This is a genomic window from Methylovorus sp. MP688, from assembly GCF_000183115.1.
GTDB lineage: Bacteria > Pseudomonadota > Gammaproteobacteria > Burkholderiales > Methylophilaceae > Methylovorus > Methylovorus glucosotrophus.
In genome coordinates this window covers 2,826,974-2,848,977 of record NC_014733.1, presented here as the reverse complement: position 1 = coordinate 2,848,977, position 22,004 = coordinate 2,826,974, and the positions used below count along the sequence as shown (strand labels likewise).

13 protein-coding genes are annotated in these 22,004 nt (G+C 55.6%); 6 read left to right on the top strand and 7 right to left on the bottom strand.

What is annotated here, in order from left to right:
* The first annotated feature begins 42 nt into the window (after window positions 1-42).
* The 5 genes from atpD (at window position 43) to MPQ_RS13430 (ending at window position 8,444) form a co-directional block, all read left to right on the top strand.
* Window positions 43-1,440 (top strand): F0F1 ATP synthase subunit beta, encoded by a 1,398-nt coding sequence (gene atpD / locus MPQ_RS13455; RefSeq protein ID WP_013443517.1) that lies wholly within the window; start codon window positions 43-45, stop codon window positions 1,438-1,440.
* 23 nt (window positions 1,441-1,463) lie between these two features.
* Complete coding sequence (locus MPQ_RS13450) at window positions 1,464-1,889, top strand: F0F1 ATP synthase subunit epsilon (RefSeq protein WP_013443516.1); 426 nt, start codon at window positions 1,464-1,466, stop codon at window positions 1,887-1,889.
* An 84-nt stretch (window positions 1,890-1,973) separates the two neighbouring features.
* A complete protein-coding gene (gene glmU / locus MPQ_RS13445; RefSeq protein ID WP_041362470.1) occupies window positions 1,974-3,332 on the top strand; it encodes a bifunctional UDP-N-acetylglucosamine diphosphorylase/glucosamine-1-phosphate N-acetyltransferase GlmU in 1,359 nt (452 codons plus the stop codon).
* Window positions 3,333-3,354: 22 nt separating this feature from the next.
* Complete coding sequence (gene glmS / locus MPQ_RS13440) at window positions 3,355-5,184, top strand: glutamine--fructose-6-phosphate transaminase (isomerizing) (RefSeq protein WP_013443514.1); 1,830 nt, start codon at window positions 3,355-3,357, stop codon at window positions 5,182-5,184.
* 410 nt (window positions 5,185-5,594) lie between these two features.
* Window positions 5,595-8,444, top strand: coding sequence for a bifunctional diguanylate cyclase/phosphodiesterase (locus tag MPQ_RS13430; RefSeq protein ID WP_049821916.1), 2,850 nt, complete (start codon window positions 5,595-5,597; stop codon window positions 8,442-8,444).
* Between the two features lie 46 nt (window positions 8,445-8,490).
* Here MPQ_RS13430 and MPQ_RS13425 read toward each other — a convergent pair whose 3' ends face one another.
* The 4 genes from MPQ_RS13425 to argS form a co-directional block, all read right to left on the bottom strand.
* On the bottom strand, window positions 8,491-9,309 hold the full coding sequence (locus MPQ_RS13425; protein WP_013443512.1) for an SDR family oxidoreductase: 819 nt from the start codon (window positions 9,307-9,309) through the stop codon (window positions 8,491-8,493).
* A gap of 8 nt (window positions 9,310-9,317) precedes the next feature.
* Window positions 9,318-9,950, bottom strand: coding sequence for a thiol:disulfide interchange protein DsbA/DsbL (locus tag MPQ_RS13420; RefSeq protein ID WP_013443511.1), 633 nt, complete (start codon window positions 9,948-9,950; stop codon window positions 9,318-9,320).
* Between the two features lie 67 nt (window positions 9,951-10,017).
* Window positions 10,018-10,623: an SPOR domain-containing protein gene (locus MPQ_RS13415; RefSeq protein WP_013443510.1), complete on the bottom strand. Its 606-nt coding sequence runs from the start codon at window positions 10,621-10,623 to the stop codon at window positions 10,018-10,020.
* Between the two features lie 29 nt (window positions 10,624-10,652).
* Window positions 10,653-12,311, bottom strand: coding sequence for an arginine--tRNA ligase (gene argS, locus MPQ_RS13410; protein ID WP_013443509.1), 1,659 nt, complete (start codon window positions 12,309-12,311; stop codon window positions 10,653-10,655).
* A gap of 87 nt (window positions 12,312-12,398) precedes the next feature.
* On the opposite strand from argS, the gene MPQ_RS13405 reads away from it, so the two are divergent.
* Window positions 12,399-14,609 carry a primosomal protein N' gene (locus tag MPQ_RS13405; RefSeq protein WP_013443508.1) on the top strand — a complete coding sequence of 737 codons (2,211 nt, stop codon included), beginning with the start codon at window positions 12,399-12,401 and terminating at the stop codon, window positions 14,607-14,609.
* Window positions 14,610-14,664: 55 nt separating this feature from the next.
* Here the strand turns inward: MPQ_RS13405 and hemE are convergent, their stop codons facing one another.
* The 3 genes from hemE to MPQ_RS13390 form a co-directional block, all read right to left on the bottom strand.
* Entirely contained in the window at window positions 14,665-15,729 is a 1,065-nt protein-coding gene (gene hemE, locus MPQ_RS13400) for a uroporphyrinogen decarboxylase (protein WP_013443507.1), read from the bottom strand.
* Window positions 15,730-15,795: 66 nt separating this feature from the next.
* The gene (locus MPQ_RS13395) at window positions 15,796-17,223 is read right to left on the bottom strand and encodes a glutamate synthase subunit beta (RefSeq protein WP_013443506.1); all 1,428 of its coding nucleotides are present in this window, start codon (window positions 17,221-17,223) and stop codon (window positions 15,796-15,798) included.
* Window positions 17,224-21,900 (bottom strand): glutamate synthase subunit alpha, encoded by a 4,677-nt coding sequence (locus MPQ_RS13390; RefSeq protein ID WP_049821915.1) that lies wholly within the window; start codon window positions 21,898-21,900, stop codon window positions 17,224-17,226.
* Window positions 21,901-22,004 lie beyond the last annotated feature (104 nt).

Below are 22,004 nucleotides of genomic sequence, written 5' to 3'. Positions count from 1 at the left end.
GCAGCGGTGTAACGAATTAAGATAAAGATTGAGGATACCAAGATGAGTCAAGGTAAAGTTGTTCAGTGTATTGGTGCGGTGGTTGACGTTGAATTCCCACGCGACCAAATGCCTAAGGTATATGAGGCACTTGTTTTAGATGAAGAGAACTCCACAGCAGAAGCTGGTCTGACGCTGGAAGTTCAGCAACAACTGGGTGATGGCGTGGTTCGTACCATTGCCATGGGTTCCAGCGATGGTCTGTCCCGCGGCATGAAGGTGAAGAGCACCGGCAACCAGATTCAGGTTCCCGTTGGTCACGGCACTTTGGGCCGTATCATGGACGTTCTGGGTCGCCCTATCGATGAAGCCGGTCCTATTGAGTGTGATGAGCGTCGTTCCATCCACCAGAAGGCTCCTTCATTTGAAGAGCTCTCCCCTTCCGTTGACTTGCTGGAAACCGGTATCAAGGTGATTGACCTGGTATGTCCGTTTGCCAAGGGCGGTAAAGTGGGTCTGTTCGGTGGCGCCGGTGTAGGCAAGACCGTGAACATGATGGAACTGATCAACAACATCGCCAAGCAACACGCCGGTCTGTCGGTGTTTGCCGGTGTAGGTGAGCGTACCCGTGAAGGTAACGACTTCTACCACGAAATGAAGGATTCCAACGTTCTGGACAAGGTAGGCATGGTGTTCGGTCAGATGAACGAACCACCAGGCAACCGTCTGCGTGTAGCGCTGACTGGTCTGACCATGGCGGAGCGTTTCCGTGACGAAGGCCGCGACATTCTGTTCTTCGTTGACAACATTTACCGTTATACCCTGGCTGGTACCGAAGTATCCGCGTTGCTGGGCCGTATGCCTTCTGCTGTGGGTTACCAACCTACCTTGGCTGAAGAAATGGGCCGCCTGCAAGAGCGTATTACCTCCACCAAGGTGGGTTCCATTACCTCGATTCAGGCCGTTTACGTACCTGCGGATGACTTGACTGACCCATCCCCAGCTACCACCTTCTTGCACTTGGACTCCACCGTTGTGTTGTCCCGTGATATTGCAGCGCTGGGTATCTACCCTGCTGTTGATCCGTTGGACTCCACGTCACGTCAGCTCGATCCATTGATCGTGGGCGAAGAGCACTACAACGTGGCACGTGCTGTGCAATCAACCCTGCAGCGCTACAAGGAACTGCGTGACATTATCGCGATTCTGGGTATGGATGAACTGTCTCCTGAAGACAAGCTGGCAGTGGCTCGTGCACGTAAGATTCAGCGCTTCCTGTCTCAGCCTTTCCACGTAGCTGAAGTGTTTACTGGTTCTCCAGGCAAATACGTAACGCTGAAAGACACCATCAAGGGCTTCAAGGCGATTGTGGATGGTGAGTACGATCACCTGCCAGAACAAGCGTTCTACATGGTAGGCGCGATTGAAGAAGCCGTAGAAAAGGCAAAAACCTTAAACTAAGCTAGTCTTAAGGAAACTTAAATATGGCATCCACAATACATCTAGACGTCGTCAGCGCAGAAGCTTCCATTTTTTCGGGTGAAGCCGAATTCGTGGTGGCTCCTGCCAAGCTGGGTGAGGTTGGTATTTATCCCAACCACACTCCGCTGATTACGACGATCAAGCCTGGCGTGTTGCGCGTCAAGGTGGCAAACGAGGCTGAAGAGCAGGCGATTTATATTTCTGGCGGCATGCTGGAAGTGCAGCCTGGCATTATTACTGTCCTTGCTGACACTGCGATTCGTGGTCATGATCTGGACGAAGCCAAGGCCGCTGAAGCCAAGGCAGCAGCAGAAGAAGCAATGAAAAACAATGCTTCTGAAATCGATTATGCCCGCGCCCAGGCTGAACTGTCAGAAGCCATGGCACAGCTCCATGCCATTGAGCGTCTGCGCAAGAAGTCGCATTAAAGAGCAACGCGAGTAGCTCACGGAAAGGCAGCCTCTGGCTGCCTTTTTTGTTTATACTTGAAACATCAGAAATCACACTCCACCATGCTGAATATACTCATACTGGCCGCGGGTAAAGGCACCCGCATGCATAGTGACTTGCCTAAAGTCCTGCATCCCGTCGCTGGCAAACCGATGCTGGCGCATGTAATTGAAACCGCCAAGCAACTCTCTCCCAGCAAGATTCTGGTGGTCTATGGATTTGGCGGCGATGCAGTGCCTGATCAGTTTCGTGATGAAAGCATTCACTGGGTACAGCAGGCTGAGCAATTGGGCACGGGCCATGCGGTAATGCAGGCTCTGCCTTTTCTTGACCCTGAAGCCAAAACCTTGATCATGCTGGGCGATGTGCCATTGATCAGCGTGCAGACTTGCCAGGAACTGCTGAAGAATCAAGCCAAGCTGACTTTACTGACCTTTGCCAAGGCTAATCCTTCAGGTTACGGTCGTATCGTGCGGAATGCGCAGGATGAGGTGGTGGCGATTGTTGAACACAAGGATGCCAGCGAAGAGCAGCGCCAAATCAATGAAATCAATACTGGCATCATGGCAGTGGACAATCATGCATTGTCGGAATGGCTGAAAAACCTGGGTAATGACAATGCCCAAGGCGAATACTATCTGACCGACATAGTCGGCATGGCAAGCCAGCAAGGCATCGCTGTTGGTGGTGTATTGGCACCCAATGAGCCAGAAATTACAGGAATAAACAGTAAGTCAGATCTGGCGGCGATTGAGCGCTGTTATCAACAGCAACAGGCTGCGCAATTGCTGCAGCAAGGGGTTACCCTGAGCGACCCGGCCCGAATTGATATACGCGGGAAGCTGAGCGTTGGGCGTGATGTTATCATTGACGTCGGTTGTGTGTTTGAGGGTGAGGTACACCTGGCCGATGGCGTGCGGATTGGACCATATTGCGTTATCCGCAATGCCAGCATCGGCGTTGACACCGCTATTGCGGCTTTTACTCATATTGATGACGCTGAGATCGGCAAGCAAGCCAAGATTGGCCCATACGCGCGCCTGCGTCCTGGCACGGTTCTGCAGGACGAGACGCATGTCGGCAATTTTGTTGAACTCAAAAACGCTCAAGTCGATGTGGGTAGCAAAATCAATCATCTTAGCTATGTAGGCGATACCACCGTAGGTAAACAGGTGAACATCGGTGCTGGTACCATTACCTGCAATTACGATGGTGTTAACAAATTCCGCACGGTGATTGGCGACAATGCCTTTATCGGCTCGGATTCGCAGCTGATTGCACCCGTCACCATAGGCGCAGGCGCCACTATAGGGGCAGGCTCTACCATCAGCAAAGACGCTCCAGCGGGCGAGCTCACAGTCGCGCGCGGTCGCCAAGTCACGGTCAGCGGCTGGAAACGCCCGGAAAAAATCAAGAAGTAACCCACCACAAGGAAAGCAAGTCATGTGCGGTATCGTAGGTGCAGTAGCCAAACGCAATGTAGTGCCAATATTGATTGAAGGCTTGAGTCGGCTTGAATATCGTGGATACGATTCAGCGGGTATTGCTGTGCTGAATCAGGGCATACAGCGCGTACGCGCCGTGGGCCGGGTGAGTGAAATGCAGAACAAAGCCAATGCGCAACAGCTGAGCGGCTTTGTAGGCATTGGGCACACGCGTTGGGCTACACATGGTGGTGTTACTGAATCCAATGCCCACCCGCACGTATCCAAAGGCGAAATCGCCGTTGTGCACAATGGCATCATTGAAAACCACGATGAGCAACGTCAGCGCTTGAGCGCCTTGGGCTATCTCTTCGAATCGCAGACAGATACCGAAGTCATTGCCCATCTGGTGCATTACCACCATGCACAAGGTAAGTCTTTACTATCGTCAGTACAGGCTGCGGTAAAGGAGTTAACCGGAGCCTTTGCAATCAGCGTTATCTCTATCAACACACCAGAGCTGATGATTTGCGCCCGCCAGGGTTGCCCATTATTGGTGGGTATTGGTCAAGGCGAAAACTTCATCGCTTCCGATGTGTCGGCGGTATTGTCAGTGACCCGTAGCGTTATCTATCTGGAAGATGGCGATGTTGGCGAGATCCGTGAGGATGGTGTGACTATCTATGATGGCGCCGGGCAGGTGGTAGACCGCAAAGTTCATATGAGCGACGTTTCCCTGGCTTCCATGGAACTGGGCCCCTTCTCGCATTTCATGCAAAAAGAGATACACGAACAGCCCCGGGCGCTGACAGATACGATAGAAGCGCTGATAGACGATGCCAGCTTTTCGCCTGCTCTGTTTGGTGAGGGAGCGGAAGAAGTATTCGCCGAGGTAGAGAGTGTACTGATACTGGCGGCAGGGACCAGTTATTATGCGGGACTTACAGCCAAGTACTGGCTGGAAAGCATTGCACAGGTCCCCACCTCGGTAGAGATCGCCAGTGAATACCGCTATCGCCGATCCGTTCCCAACCCCAAGCAGCTGATCGTGACCATTTCACAGTCAGGGGAAACGCTGGATACCATGGAAGCGCTGAAGCATGCCAAAACCCTGGGTCATACGCTGACATTGGCAATATGCAATGTACAGGAAAGTGCTATCCCACGCGCATCGCGCCTTATTCTGTATACACGGGCAGGCGCTGAAATTGGCGTCGCCTCCACCAAGGCATTCACCACCCAGTTGGTGGCCTTGTTTACCTTGGCTGTGACGCTGGCCAAGCAGCATGGTCGCCTGGCAGACGGCCAGGAACAGGATTATCTGGATGCTTTGCGTCATTTGCCGGGCAGCGTCCAGTACGCGCTTAATCTTGAGCCGCAGATCCGCGAATGGGCCACGTTCTTTGCCAACAAGCAGCACGCCCTGTTTCTCGGTCGTGGCATTCATTACCCCATCGCCCTGGAAGGCGCTCTCAAGCTCAAGGAGATCTCTTATATCCACGCCGAGGCCTACCCTGCCGGCGAATTGAAACACGGCCCACTGGCCCTGGTAGATCGCGATATGCCGGTAGTCGTCATTGCACCGAATGACGTGCTGCTGGAAAAGGTGAAATCCAATATGCAGGAAGTGAAAGCGCGCGGCGGCGAATTATTCGTGTTTGCCGATGCAGATAGCCACTTCACGGAAAGTGAGGGCGTGCATGTCATCCGCACGCCACGGCATGTGGGCGTGCTATCCCCTATTCTTCACACTATCCCCGTGCAGCTACTGGCTTATCACGCTGCCTTGCTCAAAGGCACGGATGTGGATAAACCCAGAAACCTGGCCAAATCCGTCACGGTGGAATAGTCTCACCACGGAGCTTGCTTCCGTCTCATCTCGCATGCTGGATCAACATTGGGCAATCAGCTCAGGAATACTGCCCGTACGTTGATCCAGTATCAAGGACGCTTTAGTTCATCTTCCCCAGATCAGCTCACAATGATCGGCATACAGATTGCTTGCTGAATAAGATATGCCCGGCTTTAAACGATGCACTTTGGTTTATAGCGCGATCATTATTGGCAGATGTATTGCCAAGGCTCATCCAGCAGAATAGGCTTTATATCGCCATCTTCGGGATCAGGCATGCATATACCCCGGTAATCGCGGTTTGCCTGGATGGAGGGCAGGAATATCTTGTCATTGGGATAGGCCCAATAAAGAGTGCTAGCGCGAGCGCCAGCAGAACGACAATCAGGGCAAGTGGCGCACTAAACATGAGCAGGCTTGAAATACACACTGATGCAGGGGACGCGGTGGATATTCCCGCCATATTGAGCTTCGCTCTCAATAAGGTGACGGAGTCTATATTCCTGATCGATGCTTCCTCCCGAATCCGCTACGTCAATCAGGAATGCTGTCGCACCCTGGGCTATAGTCAACAGGATTTGCTTGCCATGAGGGTCGCTGACATTGATCCCACTGTGGACCAAATGGTCTGGCGTGATCATTGGCAAGCGCTCACAGCAGAAATTTCGCTCACATTCGAAAGCCGGCACCTTACCAGGCAAGGCAAACTCCTGCCGGTAGAAATCAATGCCAATTACTTTGAATACGCGGGAACCGCTTACAACCTCGCGCTGGTCAGGGATATTTCAACACGCAAGAACCTGCAGGACCAACTGGAAGCGAGTGAGGCTAAATTTCGTGATCTCGTCGAGCACGCCCCGGATATCTTTATCCGCTATGACCGGGACTGTCGTCGGATTTTTATCAGCCAGGCGTATGAAGAGGTGTATGGCATACCCTTAACCCAAGCGCTGGGCAAAAAGCCCACTGAGGTGTGGGGCAAGGCATGGACGACGCCCGCAGAATACGAACGTCAGCTGCAAGAGATCATGCGCTCACGCAAGCCCGGCAATATCGAATTGCAGTGGGTAGCCGATGATGGGCAGTATGTCTGCAAGTCATTGCAGATAGCCCCGGAGTTCGATGCAAATGGCGATGTGGTCAGTGTGCTCAGCATTACACGGGATATTTCGCAACGGCGGGCCGCCGAGAATGCCTTGCGTTTGCGCGATGAATATCAGCGTGCACTTATCGATAATTTCCCCTTCATGGTCTGGCTGAAAGATCGTCAAAGTCACCTGCTGGCAGCCAATACGGCCTATGCCGAGTGGGCGCAGGCCGCGTCTACCCGGGATGTGGATGGCAAAACCGACTTTGATCTCTTTCCGGAGGAAATTGCCAAAGCGCATATTGCCAGTGATCAGGTAGTGCTCGAAAGCGGCAAGCCCTGGCATGCGGTGGACCAGGTGAAAGACCAGCATGGTCGCCAACGCTGGATGGAAATCTACAAATCGCCAGTGCGTGTGAATGACGAACTGAAGGGTATTGTGGGCTATGCGCGTGATGTGACAGAGGCCAAGTTGAACGAGCTGGAGATCGTGCATCGCGAAATTGAGCTGCGCACCCTCATTGATAATACCCCTGATGCGATTACCCGATTTGACCGCGACGCCAGGCGCATCTTCGTCAATAATCGCAAACTGGAAAAACTGGGCATGGAGCGCGATGCCATTCTCGGTAAAAAACCTTCCGAATACCCTGGCGGCACTGTTTTTTCTCAATACGAACAGAAAATACTGGATGTGGTCGCTACCGGTCAGCCGGGATTCATGGAAATGACCGGCACTACCCCTGAAGGAGAAACCTGGCATTCCCATATCCGCATTGTGCCGGAGCTGGATGAACAGGGGCAGGTGCAACATATTCTGGCGGTGGAGCGCGATATTACCGAACTGGTGGCCTATCGCGAGCGAGTCTACTATCTTGCCTACTATGATTCACTCACCAATCTGCCCAATCGCACCCTGTTCAATGACCGCATCAGCCAGGTGCTGATGGAGGCTCAGTGGAGCAAACAGAAGTTTGGCGTGATGGTGCTCGATCTCGACCATTTCAAAAGCATTAACGACAGTCTGGGGCACCTGGTTGGCGATGAGTTGTTGTGCGCCACGGCGGATCGCCTGCAGATGGCCATCCGCACCTATGACACCGTCGCGCGCATGGGTGGCGACGAGTTTGCCATTCTGTTACCCGATATACGCAAGCCGGACGATCTGGCCACCATTGCCAATAAAATTGTGCAGGTGATTGCGCAGCCCTTCCACATTCAGGGCAAAGAGCTGTTTATCTCAACCAGCGTTGGCATTGCCACTTATCCGCTTGATGGGGAGGATCAGGAGGCATTGTACAAATGTGCCGACGCGGCGATGTATCACGCCAAGAGCATGGGGCGGAGCAACTACCAGTTCTACAGTCATGATCTGGGATCAAAAGCGTCGGAATACATTGCGATTGGTACGTCGTTGCGGCAGGCATTGCGCAACAACGAGTTTGTCCTGCATTTTCAGCCCCAGATGGATCTCCTCACGGGCAAGCTATTGGGCGCAGAAGCTTTGCTTCGCTGGAACCACCCGCTGCGTGGCCTGTTGCCGCCGGATGATTTTATAGGGGTGGCGGAAGAAAGCGGATTGATTGTCGAAATTGGCGAATGGGTGCTGGAAAATGCCTTTAACGCCATCGTCGAATTGAATCGGCTACGCAACGATAAACTCACCGTCGCCATCAATCTTTCCGCGCGACAGTTTCTCTATAACGACTTGCTGGCAGCGGTGAGCCGCCTCTTGGAGAAAACCGGTTGTTTACCCGCATGGGTGAAGCTTGAAATCCGCGAAAGTCTGCTGCTGGAAGAAAATCCCGATGTCATGGCGGTGCTCAATGCCTTCAAGGCCATGGGTATTACCATCGCGATCGATGATTTTTGCACGGGCTATTCAGCGCTCAGTTATCTGGGGCAGTTCCCGGTACGTCAGGTCAAGATTGACCGCTTGTTCATGCAGGATGTGGTGCAGCAGCAAGACAGGGCCGAGCTGGTCAATGCGATTATCCGCATTGCCCAGGCGCTGCACTTGGAGCTGGTGGCAGAGGGGGTAGAGAGTGCCAGTCAGCTCGCCTTTTTGCGTGAAAAAGGCTGCACCATGGCACAAGGATTTTTCCTGGGGAAACCGATGCTGCTGGAAGAATTAAAGCAGCTCAGGCCGGAGTTGCTGGGCATCGCTTGATGCTCACTACGCCCTAGGCATGCGTTAAGGCGATCACTGCACCTATTTATTCCACGTCTATCCGCGCCTTGTGCGGGGCACGGCGCATCAGGCCATCCCACAGCCAGCACGGCAATATTCTCAGCAAACGCGCGACCCAGCCCATCTGCCAGGGAATCACCACAAAGCGTTTTCTGGCGGCAATCGCCTGCGCGAATTTACTGGCGGCCACGTCCACATCCATCAAAAACGGCATGGGATAGGTGTTTATATCGGTCATGGGGGTGCGGATATAGCCTGGTGCAATCGTAGTCACGGCAATCCCATGCGGCAGCATTTCGATTCGCAGGCTTTCCAGATAAGCAATTGCGGCCGCTTTGGAGGCGCTGTAAGCGCCTGCCCCTGGCAGGCCCCGGATTCCGGCTACACTGGCAATGCCCACCAGCTGGCCTTGTCCACGCTGCTGCATGGCGCTAATAAACGGTTGAAAGGTATGTACCAGGCCTTGCACATTAATCGCCATGACGGCGGCAAATGCCGTGCTGTCTTCCTTGATCGCCGTGAGCGTGCCCCGGCTGACGCCGGCATTGCCAATGACGATATCGGGTACACCATGCTTGCTCATGAAGTCAGTGGCGGCATGTGCCAAGGCATCAGCATCGCGCACATCCACCGCATAGGTTTCACAAGCGCCAGCGTACTGATCGCGGAATGCCAGCAAGGGCTCCGCGCGTCGCGCCACCAGGCCCAGTGTCGCCCCCAGCCCGGCATAGTGCTGTGCCAGCGCCATGCCGATACCGCTGGATGCGCCTGTAATGAAGACGTTTAAAGTATCAGCCCGCCGGGCGGGAGCCGTGGCGGGCTGTGAAAAAGGCGTGCAACTCACGGGCTTGATTACTTGCCGCCGCGTTCCTGCTTGGCCTTGGCGATCAGGAAATCAGCCACGCGCAAAGCCTGGTCATTGCCACCGGCCATGCTGCTGGAGGTGATGTATTTGCCATCCACAATCAGCGTCGGAACGCCAGTTGCGCCTGAAGCACGGAATACCTGAATGGCGCGCATGATTTTTGTGTTGGTGGAGAAGGAGTTATAGGCCTCTTCTACTTTCTTGCGATCCAGGCCGCTTTGCTTGACCAGCCAGTCTACAAAGGCTTTTTCGTCGTCAGGACGGAAAGCATGTTGCTTGTGGATGGCTTCGAACAAAGGGCTATGCAGTTTTTCCAGTACGCCCAGGGATTCCATGGCGTAATAGGCTTTGGCCATGGGCGCCCAGTCAGGGCGTGGCACACCAGGGATACGCTTGAACACCACATCGGCTGGCAGCTTCTTTACCCAGGCGTTGATGGCAGGCTCCATCTGATAGCAGTGCGGGCAGCCATACCAGAACAACTCAATGACTTCGAGTTTGCCGTTGCTATCGCTGGGGATGCTTTGCACCGTCAGGTTGTAATCGGTGCCGGCTTGCGGGTCTGCTGCCATGACATGGGTGGAAACCAGGAGCAGCAAAGCCGCCAGGAATTTTTTCATGATTCGAATCCTTGTTGATGTAAGTTGTAATCGACTAACGCATTAAGCTGGTTGCGGCTGACAGGCTTTATCCAGGCGTACTGCTATTCACTTTGATCAGGTCAACCTTAAATCCGTTCTGTACCAACTCTTCACGGGATTTATTTATTTGGTCGACATTGGCAAACGGGCCAACCCGCACGCGGTGCCATACCCCCTTGTTAGGGATGGTGGCGGTTTGCACGATGGCTTCCAGCCCCAGCAGGGCCAGCTTGGCCTTCATGTTGTCGGCTTCCTGCTCGGTCTGAAACGCGCCCACTTGCAGGAAGTAGCTTTCCTGCACTTTGGTGGCTTCTGGTGCCGCCTGTTTCTGCTTGATTTCCTGTTCCGTTACCTGGGTTTCGCTGCCAGGCAAGATGGTATAGAAATCAAAGCGTGGCTTTTCAGGGGTATCGGCATTCTTTTCGGCCTTGGGCAAGGCGCTGGTATCTGCCTTGGCGGTTTCTTCTGGCGCTTTTTCCGGAGCACGGCTGACAAACGGACTGTCACTGCCTTTAACCATGATCGCTACTGCGACCGACAGGCCAACGCCCAGAACCAGCCCAACCAGCAGACCGGAAAAGAACGGGCTGCCCTTGGACTTGCTGCCGCTCTTGCTGGATGGGGCGCTGCGGGGTTTGTAATCTCTGCTCACATTATCTCCTTGCTTGCTTTCTATATGGCTTACATTTTTTCCGGAGCGCTCACGCCCAGAAGATCAAGGCCATTTTTTAATACCTGGCGTGTAGCGCTGATCAAAGCCATACGGGCGAGCTTGAGTGCGCTATCTTCTACCAGGAATTGCTGTGCGTTGTAATAGCTGTGCAGATCGCTTGCCAGCTCTTTCAGGTAATTGGCGACCATGTGCGGAGCCAGTTCATCTGCCGCATTTTTCACAACATCGCTGAACTCATCCAGACGCTGCAGCAACGCTGCCTCGTGCGGTGCATCCAGACGGCTAAGGTCTGCGCCAACCAAGCTGCTTTCGTCGCCGCCCCATTGCCCCAGCACGCTGCAGATACGGGCATGCGCATACTGGATGTAATACACCGGGTTGTCGTTGGTTTGTGCCCGTGCCAGATCGATGTCGAATACCAGTTGTGAATCGGCCCGACGCGCAGCCAGGAAATAGCGCGTGGCATCGCAGCCTACCTCTTCGATCAGGTCGCGCAGGGTGACATAGCTGCCCGCACGCTTGGAAAGTTTGACCTCTTCGCCACCGCGCATCACGGTCACCATCTGGTGCAGGACATAATCTGGCCAGCCTTGCGGAATGCCGATATCGAGTGCCTGCAAACCTGCGCGCACACGGGTAATGGTGCTGTGGTGATCGGCGCCCTGCTCGTTGATCACGCGCTCAAAACCACGTTTCCATTTTTCCACGTGGTAGGCCACGTCAGGCACAAAATAGGTATACCCGCCTTCACGCTTGCGCATGACGCGGTCTTTGTCGTCGCCAAAGTCGGTGGTCTTGAGCCAGAGCGCGTCATCCTGCTCATAGGTGTGGCCACTGTTGATCAGGGCTTGTACCGTGCTTTCCACCTTGCCTTCGGTATAGAGGCTGGATTCCAGTGAGAACACATCAAACTTGATCTGGAATGCCTGCAGATCAAGATCCTGCTCATGCCGCAGGTAAGCCACGGCAAAGCGGCGTATGGATTCCAGATCATTGACGTCACCGCTGGCAGTTACCTGCTGGTCATCTGCCACCACGGTTTCGCCTGCCAGGTAAGCCTTGGCAATGTCGATGATGTATTCGCCGCGATAACCTTCTTCAGGGAAAGTCGGGTGCTCGGGGGTGAGCCCTTGCGCACGCGCATGGACGGACTTGGTCAGATTGTCGATCTGCGCCCCAGCATCGTTGTAATAGAATTCGCGCGTGACATCCCAGCCATTGGCTGCCAGCAGCCGTGCCAGACAGTCACCGACTGCCGCACCACGGCCGTGGCCGACATGCAATGGCCCCGTGGGGTTGGCCGAGACAAACTCCACTTGTACCTTGCGCTGCTGCCCTGCGTTATTGTGGCCGAAACGCTCACCCTGCTCGCGTATCTGCGCAATCACGCCATGGCGTGCCTGGCCATTCAGGAAGAAATTGATAAAGCCAGCGCCAGCGATTTCCACCTTGGCAACATACTCAGAGGCAGGCAGTGCCTGGATCAGGCTCTCCGCAATGGCGCGTGGGTTCTGGCGCAGAGGTTTGGCCAGCATCATGGCCAGATTGGTGGCAAAATCGCCGTGGTCGGCAGACTTCGGGCGTTCCAGCTGAATCGAAAGACTTGCGCTATCGACCCCCAGGCTTTTTGCGGCCTGGGTCAGTAATTCGGTAAGATGTGCTTTCAAGAGAGTGAAGTCTATACAATATGACGAAAGTCGCTATTCTAACCCATTGACCAACAACGCTCACCACCCGATTCAATATCTGTTTCAATGATCCCTACCCCATCTCCCATGGGCATCCTGCAAGTCGCACTGGATGTGCCTATCGACAGCCTGTTTGATTACCTGGACGGCGGCTTTGATGTCGCTGTAGGGCAGCGCGTGGTGGTGCCCTTCGGCCGTCGGCGGCAAATTGGCATTGTGGTGGGCAAGAGTGCGGTGAGCGAGGTGCCTTCTGCCAAACTGAAGGCGATCGAAACGGCGTTTGTTGATGAACCACCGCTGGATCCGGATACCTTTGCGCTGTTGCGCTTTTGTGCGGATTATTACCAATACCCCCTTGGGCAGGCTTTGCTGGCCAGTTTGCCTGGGCGTTTACGCCAGACCGAGCCTGCGGTGTCGCGCAAGCAATATGCTTTTCGCCTGTCTGCCGTGGGCCTGGCCGCCGATATTGAGCAATTACCCCGGCGCAAGCTTATCCAGCGCAAGCTATATGCCGCCTTGGGTGAGCATGGCGTGTTGCATGAAAGCGCGTTGCCAGAGATTTCTGCCAGTTGGCGCGGCGCCATGCAGGGCTTGCAGGAGTCTGGCTGGGTAGAAGCGGATGAAGTGCTGGCAGGGTTGTCGGCTTCGGTGTCAGCCGCCGTACCGCCGCCGCCATTGAACGAAGACCAGACCGCTGCCCTGAAGCGCATGCAGGCCAGCGAGGGATTCAAGGCATGGCTGCTGCATGGCATCACCGGCAGTGGCAAAACCGAGGTTTACATGCAGTGGCTGCAACAGATGCTGGCGGACAATGATGGTCAGGCGCTAGTGCTGGTGCCTGAAATCAATCTGACCCCGCAGCTGGAAGCGCGCTTTCGCAGCCGTTTGCCGCATCTGCCCATGGTGGCATTGCATAGCAATCTGGGCGAGGCCGAGCGCTTGCAGAACTGGCGTCTGGCCCAGTCTGGTATTGCTCGTATCGTGGTGGGCACCCGCCTGTCGGTATTTACCCCTCTGCCCAAGCTGCGGCTGGTGATTGTGGATGAAGAGCACGATGGCTCTTACAAGCAGCAGGACAGCATGCGCTACCATGCCCGCGATGTGGCCATGGTGCGGGCGCAACGGGCAAAAGTGCCCATCGTGCTGGGCTCGGCAACGCCATCCCTGGAAACCTGGCACAACGCGCAAACCGGCAAATATGGCTTGCTGACGCTGCAAAACCGGGCTGTCGCCAAATCGCAGTTGCCCCGTATCGGTTGCATCGATACCAATCGCATTGAATTGCAGGATGGGTTATCGCCCGCTCTGATCGAAGCGCTGCGCCAACGCCTGGAGCGCAAGGAGCAAAGCCTGCTGTTCATCAATCGGCGTGGCTATTCGCCAGTGCTGTTGTGCAATGCCTGCCACTGGATAGCCTCATGCACCCGCTGTAGCAGCCGGCTGGTGGTGCATCTGCGGCAGAGCCGCTTGCGATGCCATCACTGCGGGCATGAGCAGAAAATCGTGCGGCAGTGCCCAAGCTGTGGCAATGCCGATTTGCACCCTACCGGCCATGGTACGCAGCGTCTGGAAGAAACCCTGGCGCGCCTGTTCCCCACGGCACGCATTCAACGCGTGGATCGCGACAGCACGCGGCGCAAGGAAGCCCTTGCAGATATCCTGCAGGCGGTGCACGCCGATGAGATTGATATCCTGGTGGGCACCCAGATGCTGGCCAAAGGCCATGACTTTCCCAATCTGACACTGGTGGGGGTGGTGGATACCGATAGCGCCCTATTCAGTCCGGACTTTCGTGCGGCGGAGCGCCTTTTTGCCCAATTGATGCAGGTCTCTGGCCGGGCGGGTCGGGCTGACAAACCAGGTGAAGTGCTGATACAGACCACCTTCCCCGAGCACAATCTGTTCAATGCCCTGCGTAAGCACGATTATGTGGCATACGCAGATTCGCAGCTGCAGGAACGGCAGCTGGCGCAATTTCCGCCCTATGCTTTTCTAGCCCTGCTGCGTGCTGAGGCCAATCAGTATTCACTAGTGCAGGATTTTCTGAATGATGCATTGGTATTGGCAAGGCAGCTGAGTGAGCATGTGCTTACGTATGATCCCGTGCGGCCGCAGATGGAAAAGTTGAAGGGTATGGAGCGGGCTTACTTGCTGATGCAAGGCGAAAGCCGTTTGCAGATTCAGCAATTATTGCGACAGCTGGTACCGCAATTGCGCTCCCATCCATTAGCCAGCAAGCTGCGCTGGACGGTCGATGTAGACCCCCTGGAGTTCTAGCGCTTGTTTGTCACGGCATTGCCGCGTTAGCAGGAACCCAGGGCGTCTTCTTGATTTAAACGTGGTACTGCGGGCTTAGGGCTTTCACGGCCTTGATCATAGCTTCCGCATTTTCTGGGGGCGTATGCTGCGTGATGCCGTGGCCGAGGTTGAACACATGGCCGTGACCATGACCGTAACTCGCCAGTATGCTGGCGACTTCCTTTTCAATCGCTTCCGGGGTCGAGAGCAGGATGGCCGGGTCCATATTGCCTTGCAGCGCCACTTGGCCGCCTACCCGCTTTCTTGCCTCACCAATATCCACCGTCCAGTCCAATCCCAATGCATCCGCACCGATGGCCGCTTGCGCTTCCAGCCACAGGGCGCCGCCTTTGGTAAATACGATGCTGGGCACAGGGCTGCCGTCGCGTTGCTTGATCAGGCCCGCGACAATTTTTTCCATGTAAGCCAGGGAGAATTCGCGGTATGCGTTATGCGAGAGCGCGCCACCCCAGGAGTCAAAAATCATCACGGCCTGAGCGCCCGCTTCAATCTGGGCATTGAGGTAAAGCGTGACGGTTTGCGCGGTGATATCCAGCAAATGGTGTAGTAGCGCAGGCTCGGCATACGCCATTTTCTTGATGGTGAGGAAGTCGGTCCCGCCCTGGCCTTCGACCATATAGGTGGCGAGTGTCCATGGGCTGCCGGAGAAGCCGATGAGCGGTACGCGGCCATCCAGCGTTTTGCGTATCTGGCTGACCGCATCCGTGACATAGCCGAGATCAGCGGCGATGTCCGGCACATGCAGCTTGTGAATCGCGGCGGCGTCGCGCACCGGGCGTTCAAACTTCGGGCCTTCGCCTTCGACAAAATACAGCCCCAGCCCCATCGCATCGGGGACTGTCAGGATGTCGGAAAACAGGATGGCGGCATCCAGCGGATAACGATCCAATGGCTGCATGGTGACTTCGGTGGCAAAGTCGGTGTTTTTGCACAGGCTCAGGAAGCTGCCGGCATTCTTGCGCGTGGCACGGTATTCCGGCAGATAGCGTCCAGCCTGGCGCATCATCCAGACGGGGGTGTAATCGGTAGGCTGCCGCAGAAGTGCGCGTAAGAAGGTGTCGTTCTTGAGAGCTGTCATGGTGGGGGCTTTTCAAAAAAATGAGGGGATACCAGCGGTATCCCCTTGTGTCATGCCTGGTTAGCCTTATCTTGGCAGGGTGGATGATCCCATCAGGAACTCATCCACAGCGCGCGCGCATTGGCGACCTTCGCGGATGGCCCATACCACCAGGGATTGACCGCGGCGCATGTCGCCAGCAGCAAATACCTTGGCAGACGAGGTTGCATAGCAGCCTTCGCCATCGGTGCTTGCCTTGGCATTGCCGCGCGCATCTTTCTCAACGCCAAATGCGTCCAGTACCTTTTGTACCGGGCTGACAAAGCCCATGGCCAGCAGCACCAGATCCGCCTTGATGGTGAATTCGGAACCTGGAATCTCGACCATCTTGCCGTCTTTCCACTCTACGCGTGCGCCCTTGAGTGCGACGACTTTGCCGTTTTCACCAATCAATTCCTTGGTAGTGATGGACCAGTCGCGATCGCAGCCCTCTTCATGGGAGCTGGAAGTGCGCATCTTGAGCGGCCAGTTCGGCCATACCAGTTCCTTGTTTTCCTTTTCAGGCGGTTGTGGCATCAGTTCAAATTGTGTGATGGAAGCTGCACCATGACGGTTGGAAGTCCCTACGCAATCGGAACCGGTATCACCGCCACCAATCACGACGACATGCTTGCCGGTTGCCATGATCTGGTTGGGGATGGTATCGCCTGCGACCACTTTGTTCTGTGGCGTCAGGAAATCCATGGCGAAATGCACACCGTCCAGCGCACGGCCAGGCACTGGCAAGTCGCGAGGATATTCGGCGCCGCCCGCCAGAATGACCGCATCAAATTCCTTGGTCAGCTGCTCAGCGCTGACGTTTTCGCCCACATTCTGACCTGTGCGGAATTCAACGCCTTCCGCGCGCATTTGCTCCATGCGGCGATCAATATGGCTTTTTTCCATCTTGAAGTCAGGGATGCCATAGCGCAGCAGGCCACCAATGCGGCTTTCCTTTTCCAGCACCACAACGTCGTGGCCTACGCGGGCCAGTTGTTGTGCCGCTGCCAGGCCTGCCGGGCCGGAGCCAACGATGGCGACTTTCTTGCCGGTTTTGCTGGCAGGAACCTGAGGCTTCACCCAGTCGTTTTCCCAAGCCTTGTCGATGATGGCGTGCTCAATCGACTTGATGCCAACGGCATCAGCGTTGATGTTCAGCGTACAGGCCGCTTCACAGGGTGCCGGGCAGATACGGCCGGTAAACTCGGGGAAGTTATTGGTGGAGTGCAGCACGTCAATCGCATTGCGCCAATCCTGGCGATACACCAGGTCGTTCCAATCAGGAATGATGTTGTTGATCGGGCAGCCGCTCATACAGAACGGAATGCCGCAATCCATGCAACGAGCGCCCTGAGTCTTGGCCTGGTCATCGCTCAGGTGAAGAACGAATTCCTTGTAATTCTTGACCCGGTCATTGACTGGCAGGTTGGCCTCGGACAGACGGCCATATTCCATAAATCCTGTTACTTTGCCCATTTATGCGGCTTCCTTCTTTTCTGCAGCAGCCAGTTCATTCAGAACGCGCTTGTATTCATTAGGCAGCACCTTGATGAACTTGGCGCGTGCCTGATCCCAATCTGCCAGTATTGCCTTCGCGCGGCTGCTACCGGTGTATTCGGCGTGCTTTTCAATCAGTGACTTCAGCGTGGCTTCGTCGTGCTGACCCATGTGGTGACCGGCACCAGCAGGCGCATGACCCGCGGCTTCCACGGTTTCCAGGCTGACCATGCTCATGTTGCAACGCTTGGCGAACATGCCATCGATGTCGTACACATAAGCTACGCCACCCGACATACCCGCTGCAAAGTTAAGGCCAGTCTGACCAAGCACAACGACTGTACCGCCCGTCATGTATTCACAGCCATGGTTACCCACGCCTTCAACTACCGCGGTGGCACCCGAGTTGCGCACACAGAAACGTTCGCCTGCCACGCCATTGAAATAGCTCTGGCCGGAGGTGGCGCCATACATCACGGTATTACCCGCGATGATGTTGTCTTCCGGTACACCACGGAACGCCTTGGGCGGCTTGATCACAATGCGGCCGCCACAGAGGCCCTTGCCCACGTAATCGTTGCCTTCACCGGTCAGTTCGAAGGTGATGCCTTGCGTCAGGAAGGCAGCAAAACTCTGCCCTGCGGTGCCGCTCAGCTTCACGGTGATGGTGTCGTCAGGCAAGCCAGCACGGCCATAACGGCGCGCAATTTCGTGCGAAAGCATGGTGCCCACGGTACGGTTGGTATTGACGATAGCTGTCTCGATGACGGTCTTCTCGCCTTTTTCCAGCGCGTTGCCTGCCTGGGCAATCAGCTTGTTGTCCAGCGCCTTTACCAGGCCGTGATCTTGCGTCTCGTTGTTGCGACGAGACACGGTTTCATCAACCTTGGGCTGGTGGAATACCTTGGTGAAATCCAGGCCACTGGCCTTCCAGTGGTCAATGCCTGCTTGCATATCCAGCAGATCAGCACGGCCGATCAGGTCTTCAAACTTGCGGATACCCATGCTGGCCATCAGTTCACGTACTTCTTCAGCAACGAAGAAGAAGTAATTCACGACGTGCTCAGGCTGGCCGGTAAATTTCTGGCGCAGGACCGGATCCTGGGTAGCCACACCGACCGGGCAAGTGTTCAGGTGACACTTGCGCATCATGATACAGCCCTCAACCACCAGCGGTGCCGTGGCAAAGCCGAATTCATCGGCACCCAGCAGTGCGCCTATCATGACGTCGCGACCGGTTTTCATCTGGCCATCTACCTGAACAACCACACGACCGCGCAACTGGTTCAGCACCAGGGTCTGCTGTGTTTCGGCCAGGCCCAGTTCCCATGGCGTGCCGGCATGCTTGATGGAGGAAATCGGCGATGCGCCGGTACCACCGTCATGACCTGCAACCACGATATGGTCAGATTTTGCCTTTGCTACACCGGCGGCAACGGTGCCGATGCCGGTTTCCGATACCAGCTTGACCGATACCGAAGCCTTGGGATTGGCATTCTTGAGGTCATGGATCAGCTGAGCCAGATCTTCAATCGAGTAAATGTCATGGTGTGGTGGTGGCGAAATCAGGCCAACACCTGGCACCGAGAAGCGCAACTGGGCGATATAGGAACTAACCTTGTGGCCTGGCAGCTGACCGCCTTCGCCCGGCTTGGCACCTTGCGCCATCTTGATCTGAATCTGGTCGGCATTCGCCAGATATTCTGCGGTAACACCGAAACGACCAGACGCCACCTGCTTGATGCTGGAGCGCAGGGAGTCGCCTGCCAGCATGGGCACGTCTTTCTCAATGCGATCCTTGCCCAGCACTTCTGCCAGCGAGCTGGCCTTGGCCACCGGGATGAAACGCTTGGGATCTTCACCACCTTCGCCGGTGTTGGAGCGACCGCCAATGCGGTTCATGGCGATAGCCAGGGTGGCATGGGCCTCGGTGGAGATGGAGCCCAGCGACATGGCGCCAGTGGCAAAGCGCTTGACGATTTCCTTGGCGGGTTCCACTTCTTCCAGCGGCACAGGGGCGCCAGCTGACTTGATATCGAACAGGCCGCGCAGCGTCATGTGACGGCGGGTCTGATCGTTGATCAGCTTGGCGTATTCCTTGTAAGTGCTGGCACTGTTGGTGCGAGTGGCATGCTGCAGCTTGGCAATGGAATCAGGCGTCCACATATGCTCTTCACCGCGTACACGGAAGGCGTACTCGCCGCCCGCTTCCAGCGCATTGCTCAGAACCGGGTCGTTACCAAACGCGGATTGATGCTGGCGCAGGCTTTCTTCGGCCACTTCATTCAGGCCTATGCCTTCAATGGTGGTGGCTGTGCCGGTAAAGTACTTGGCGATGAACGGGCTATTGAGGCCGATCGCTTCAAAGATCTGCGCGCCACAGTAGGATTGGTAAGTGGAAATGCCCATCTTGGACATGACCTTGTGCAGGCCCTTGCCAATCGCCTTGACGAATTTCTTGTGACCTTCCTTGATGTCGCCGCCCTTGCCTTCTGCGCTCATCATGTTGCTGATGGTTTCAAACGCAAGCCATGGGCAGATTGCTTCGGCGCCATAACCGCCCAGCAGCGCGAAATGATGCACTTCGCGGGCAGAGCCGGTGTCGATGACCAGGCCGGTATTGGTACGCAAGCCAGCGCGTACCAGAGACTGGTGCGTCGCAGAACAGGCCAGCAATGCCGGGATGGCGATACGGTCAGGACTTACCTGACGGTCAGACAGGATCAGCAGGTTGAAGCCGTTGTGCACGGCATCCGCTGCAGCTTTGCACAGGGATTCAATCGCGGCAGCCATGCCTTGCTTGCCTTGTGCGGCAGCATAGGTGATGTCCAGTGTCAGTGTGCGGTAACGGCCCTGGGTCAGGCTGTCGATCGCTTTCAGCTGTTCGAGCTCGTCCAGCGTCAATACAGGCTGGCTCGCTTCCAGGCGGATAGGCGGGTTGGTTTCATCAATACCCAAGAGGTTAGGCTTGGGGCCAATGAAGGTGACCAGCGACATGACCAGCTCTTCGCGGATCGGGTCGATAGGCGGATTGGTAACCTGCGCAAACAGTTGCTTGAAGTAGGTGTAGAGTGGCTTGGGCTTGTTGGACAGCACCGGCAGAGCGCTGTCGTTACCCATGGAGCCCGCACCCTCTTCACCATTGGTGATCATGGGTTGCAATACAAACTTGAGGTCTTCCTGCGTGTAGCCGAAGGCTTGTTGCAGGTCGAGCAGGTTGGCATTCAGCTCCAGCTTGGTTTCTACCTTGGGCAGGTCGCCCAGGAAGTAACGGGATTTTTCAATCCACTCACGGTATGGCTTGGCTTGTGCCAGACTTTGCTTGACTTCAGCGTCGTCGATAATGCGACCTTGTTCCATGTCGATCAGGAACATCTTGCCCGGTTGCAGACGCCATTTTTTGACGATTTTTTCTTCCGGGAAGGTCAGCACACCCATTTCGGATGCCAGCATGACGTGGTCATCATCGGTAATCAGATAACGGGCGGGACGCAGGCCGTTACGGTCCAGCGTGGCGCCTATCATGCGGCCATCGGTAAAGGCCACGGCGGCAGGGCCATCCCATGGCTCCATCAGCGCAGCGTGATATTCGTAGAAAGCGCGACGGTCTTCGTCCATCAGGGTGTTGCTGGACCAGGCTTCAGGAATCAGCATCATCATGGCGTGCGGCAATGAGTAGCCACCAGCGACCAGCAATTCCAGTGCATTGTCGAATGCAGCGGAGTCGGACTGGCCTTCCACGATCAGTGGCCACAGTTTTTCCAGGTCTTCACCCATCAGGGCGGAGCGCATGGATTCGTGGCGGGCCGCCATCCAGTTGACGTTACCTTGCATGGTGTTGATTTCACCATTGTGGGCAATCATGCGGAATGGGTGCGCCAGATCCCAGGCTGGGAAGGTATTGGTCGAGAAACGCTGGTGTACCAGTGCCAGGGCGGACACCATGGTCTCGTCCTGCAGGTCCTGGTAATAGATGCCGACTTCATTTGCCAGCAGCATGCCCTTGTAAACCAGGGTGCGTGAGGACAAGGAAGGAATGTAGAACTGGTTGCCGTCTTCCAGCTTCAGGGCGCGAACGGCATGTTCAACACGTTTGCGAATAACGAACAGCTTGCGCTCGAAGGCGTTCTGGTCGGCTGTGGCCGGGCCGCGCGCAATGAATACCTGACGCATGACAGGTTCAACCGCACGCGCTTGATCGGCAATATTGCTGTTGTCGCGGGGCACATCGCGCCAGCCCAGCAGGGTCTGGGCTTCTTCGTGCACGATGCGGGCAATGATCGATTCACAGGCTTCGCGGCCGTTTTGCGATTGCGGCAGAAACACGATGCCACAGGCGTACTCGCCTTCGGCAGGCAGCGTGATATTGAGCTTGGTGGCTTCCTTGCGCAGGAAGGCATCAGGCAACTGAATCAGGATGCCAGCACCGTCGCCCAGCTTGGGGTCGTAGCCGGTGGCGCCACGGTGGGTCAGGTTAGCCAGAATCTGCAGGCCCTGCTCCACGATCTTGTGGCTCTTTTTGCCCTTGATGTGCGCGATCATGCCGACGCCACAGGCGTCATGTTCATTGCCCGGATTGTAAAGGCCCTGCATTTCAGGGTTCGTCACTGTTGCTGTTTCATTCATTGGCGTATTCACTCGCGTTACCAAACTCATGTCTCCATCTCATCTTTCGACACTGCTGCATCTTTGTAAGGCACTAATTAGAACCGGGCGCCTTGTTCTTCCCTCATCCCGTCGCGCTAATCGAGGGGGTTCGT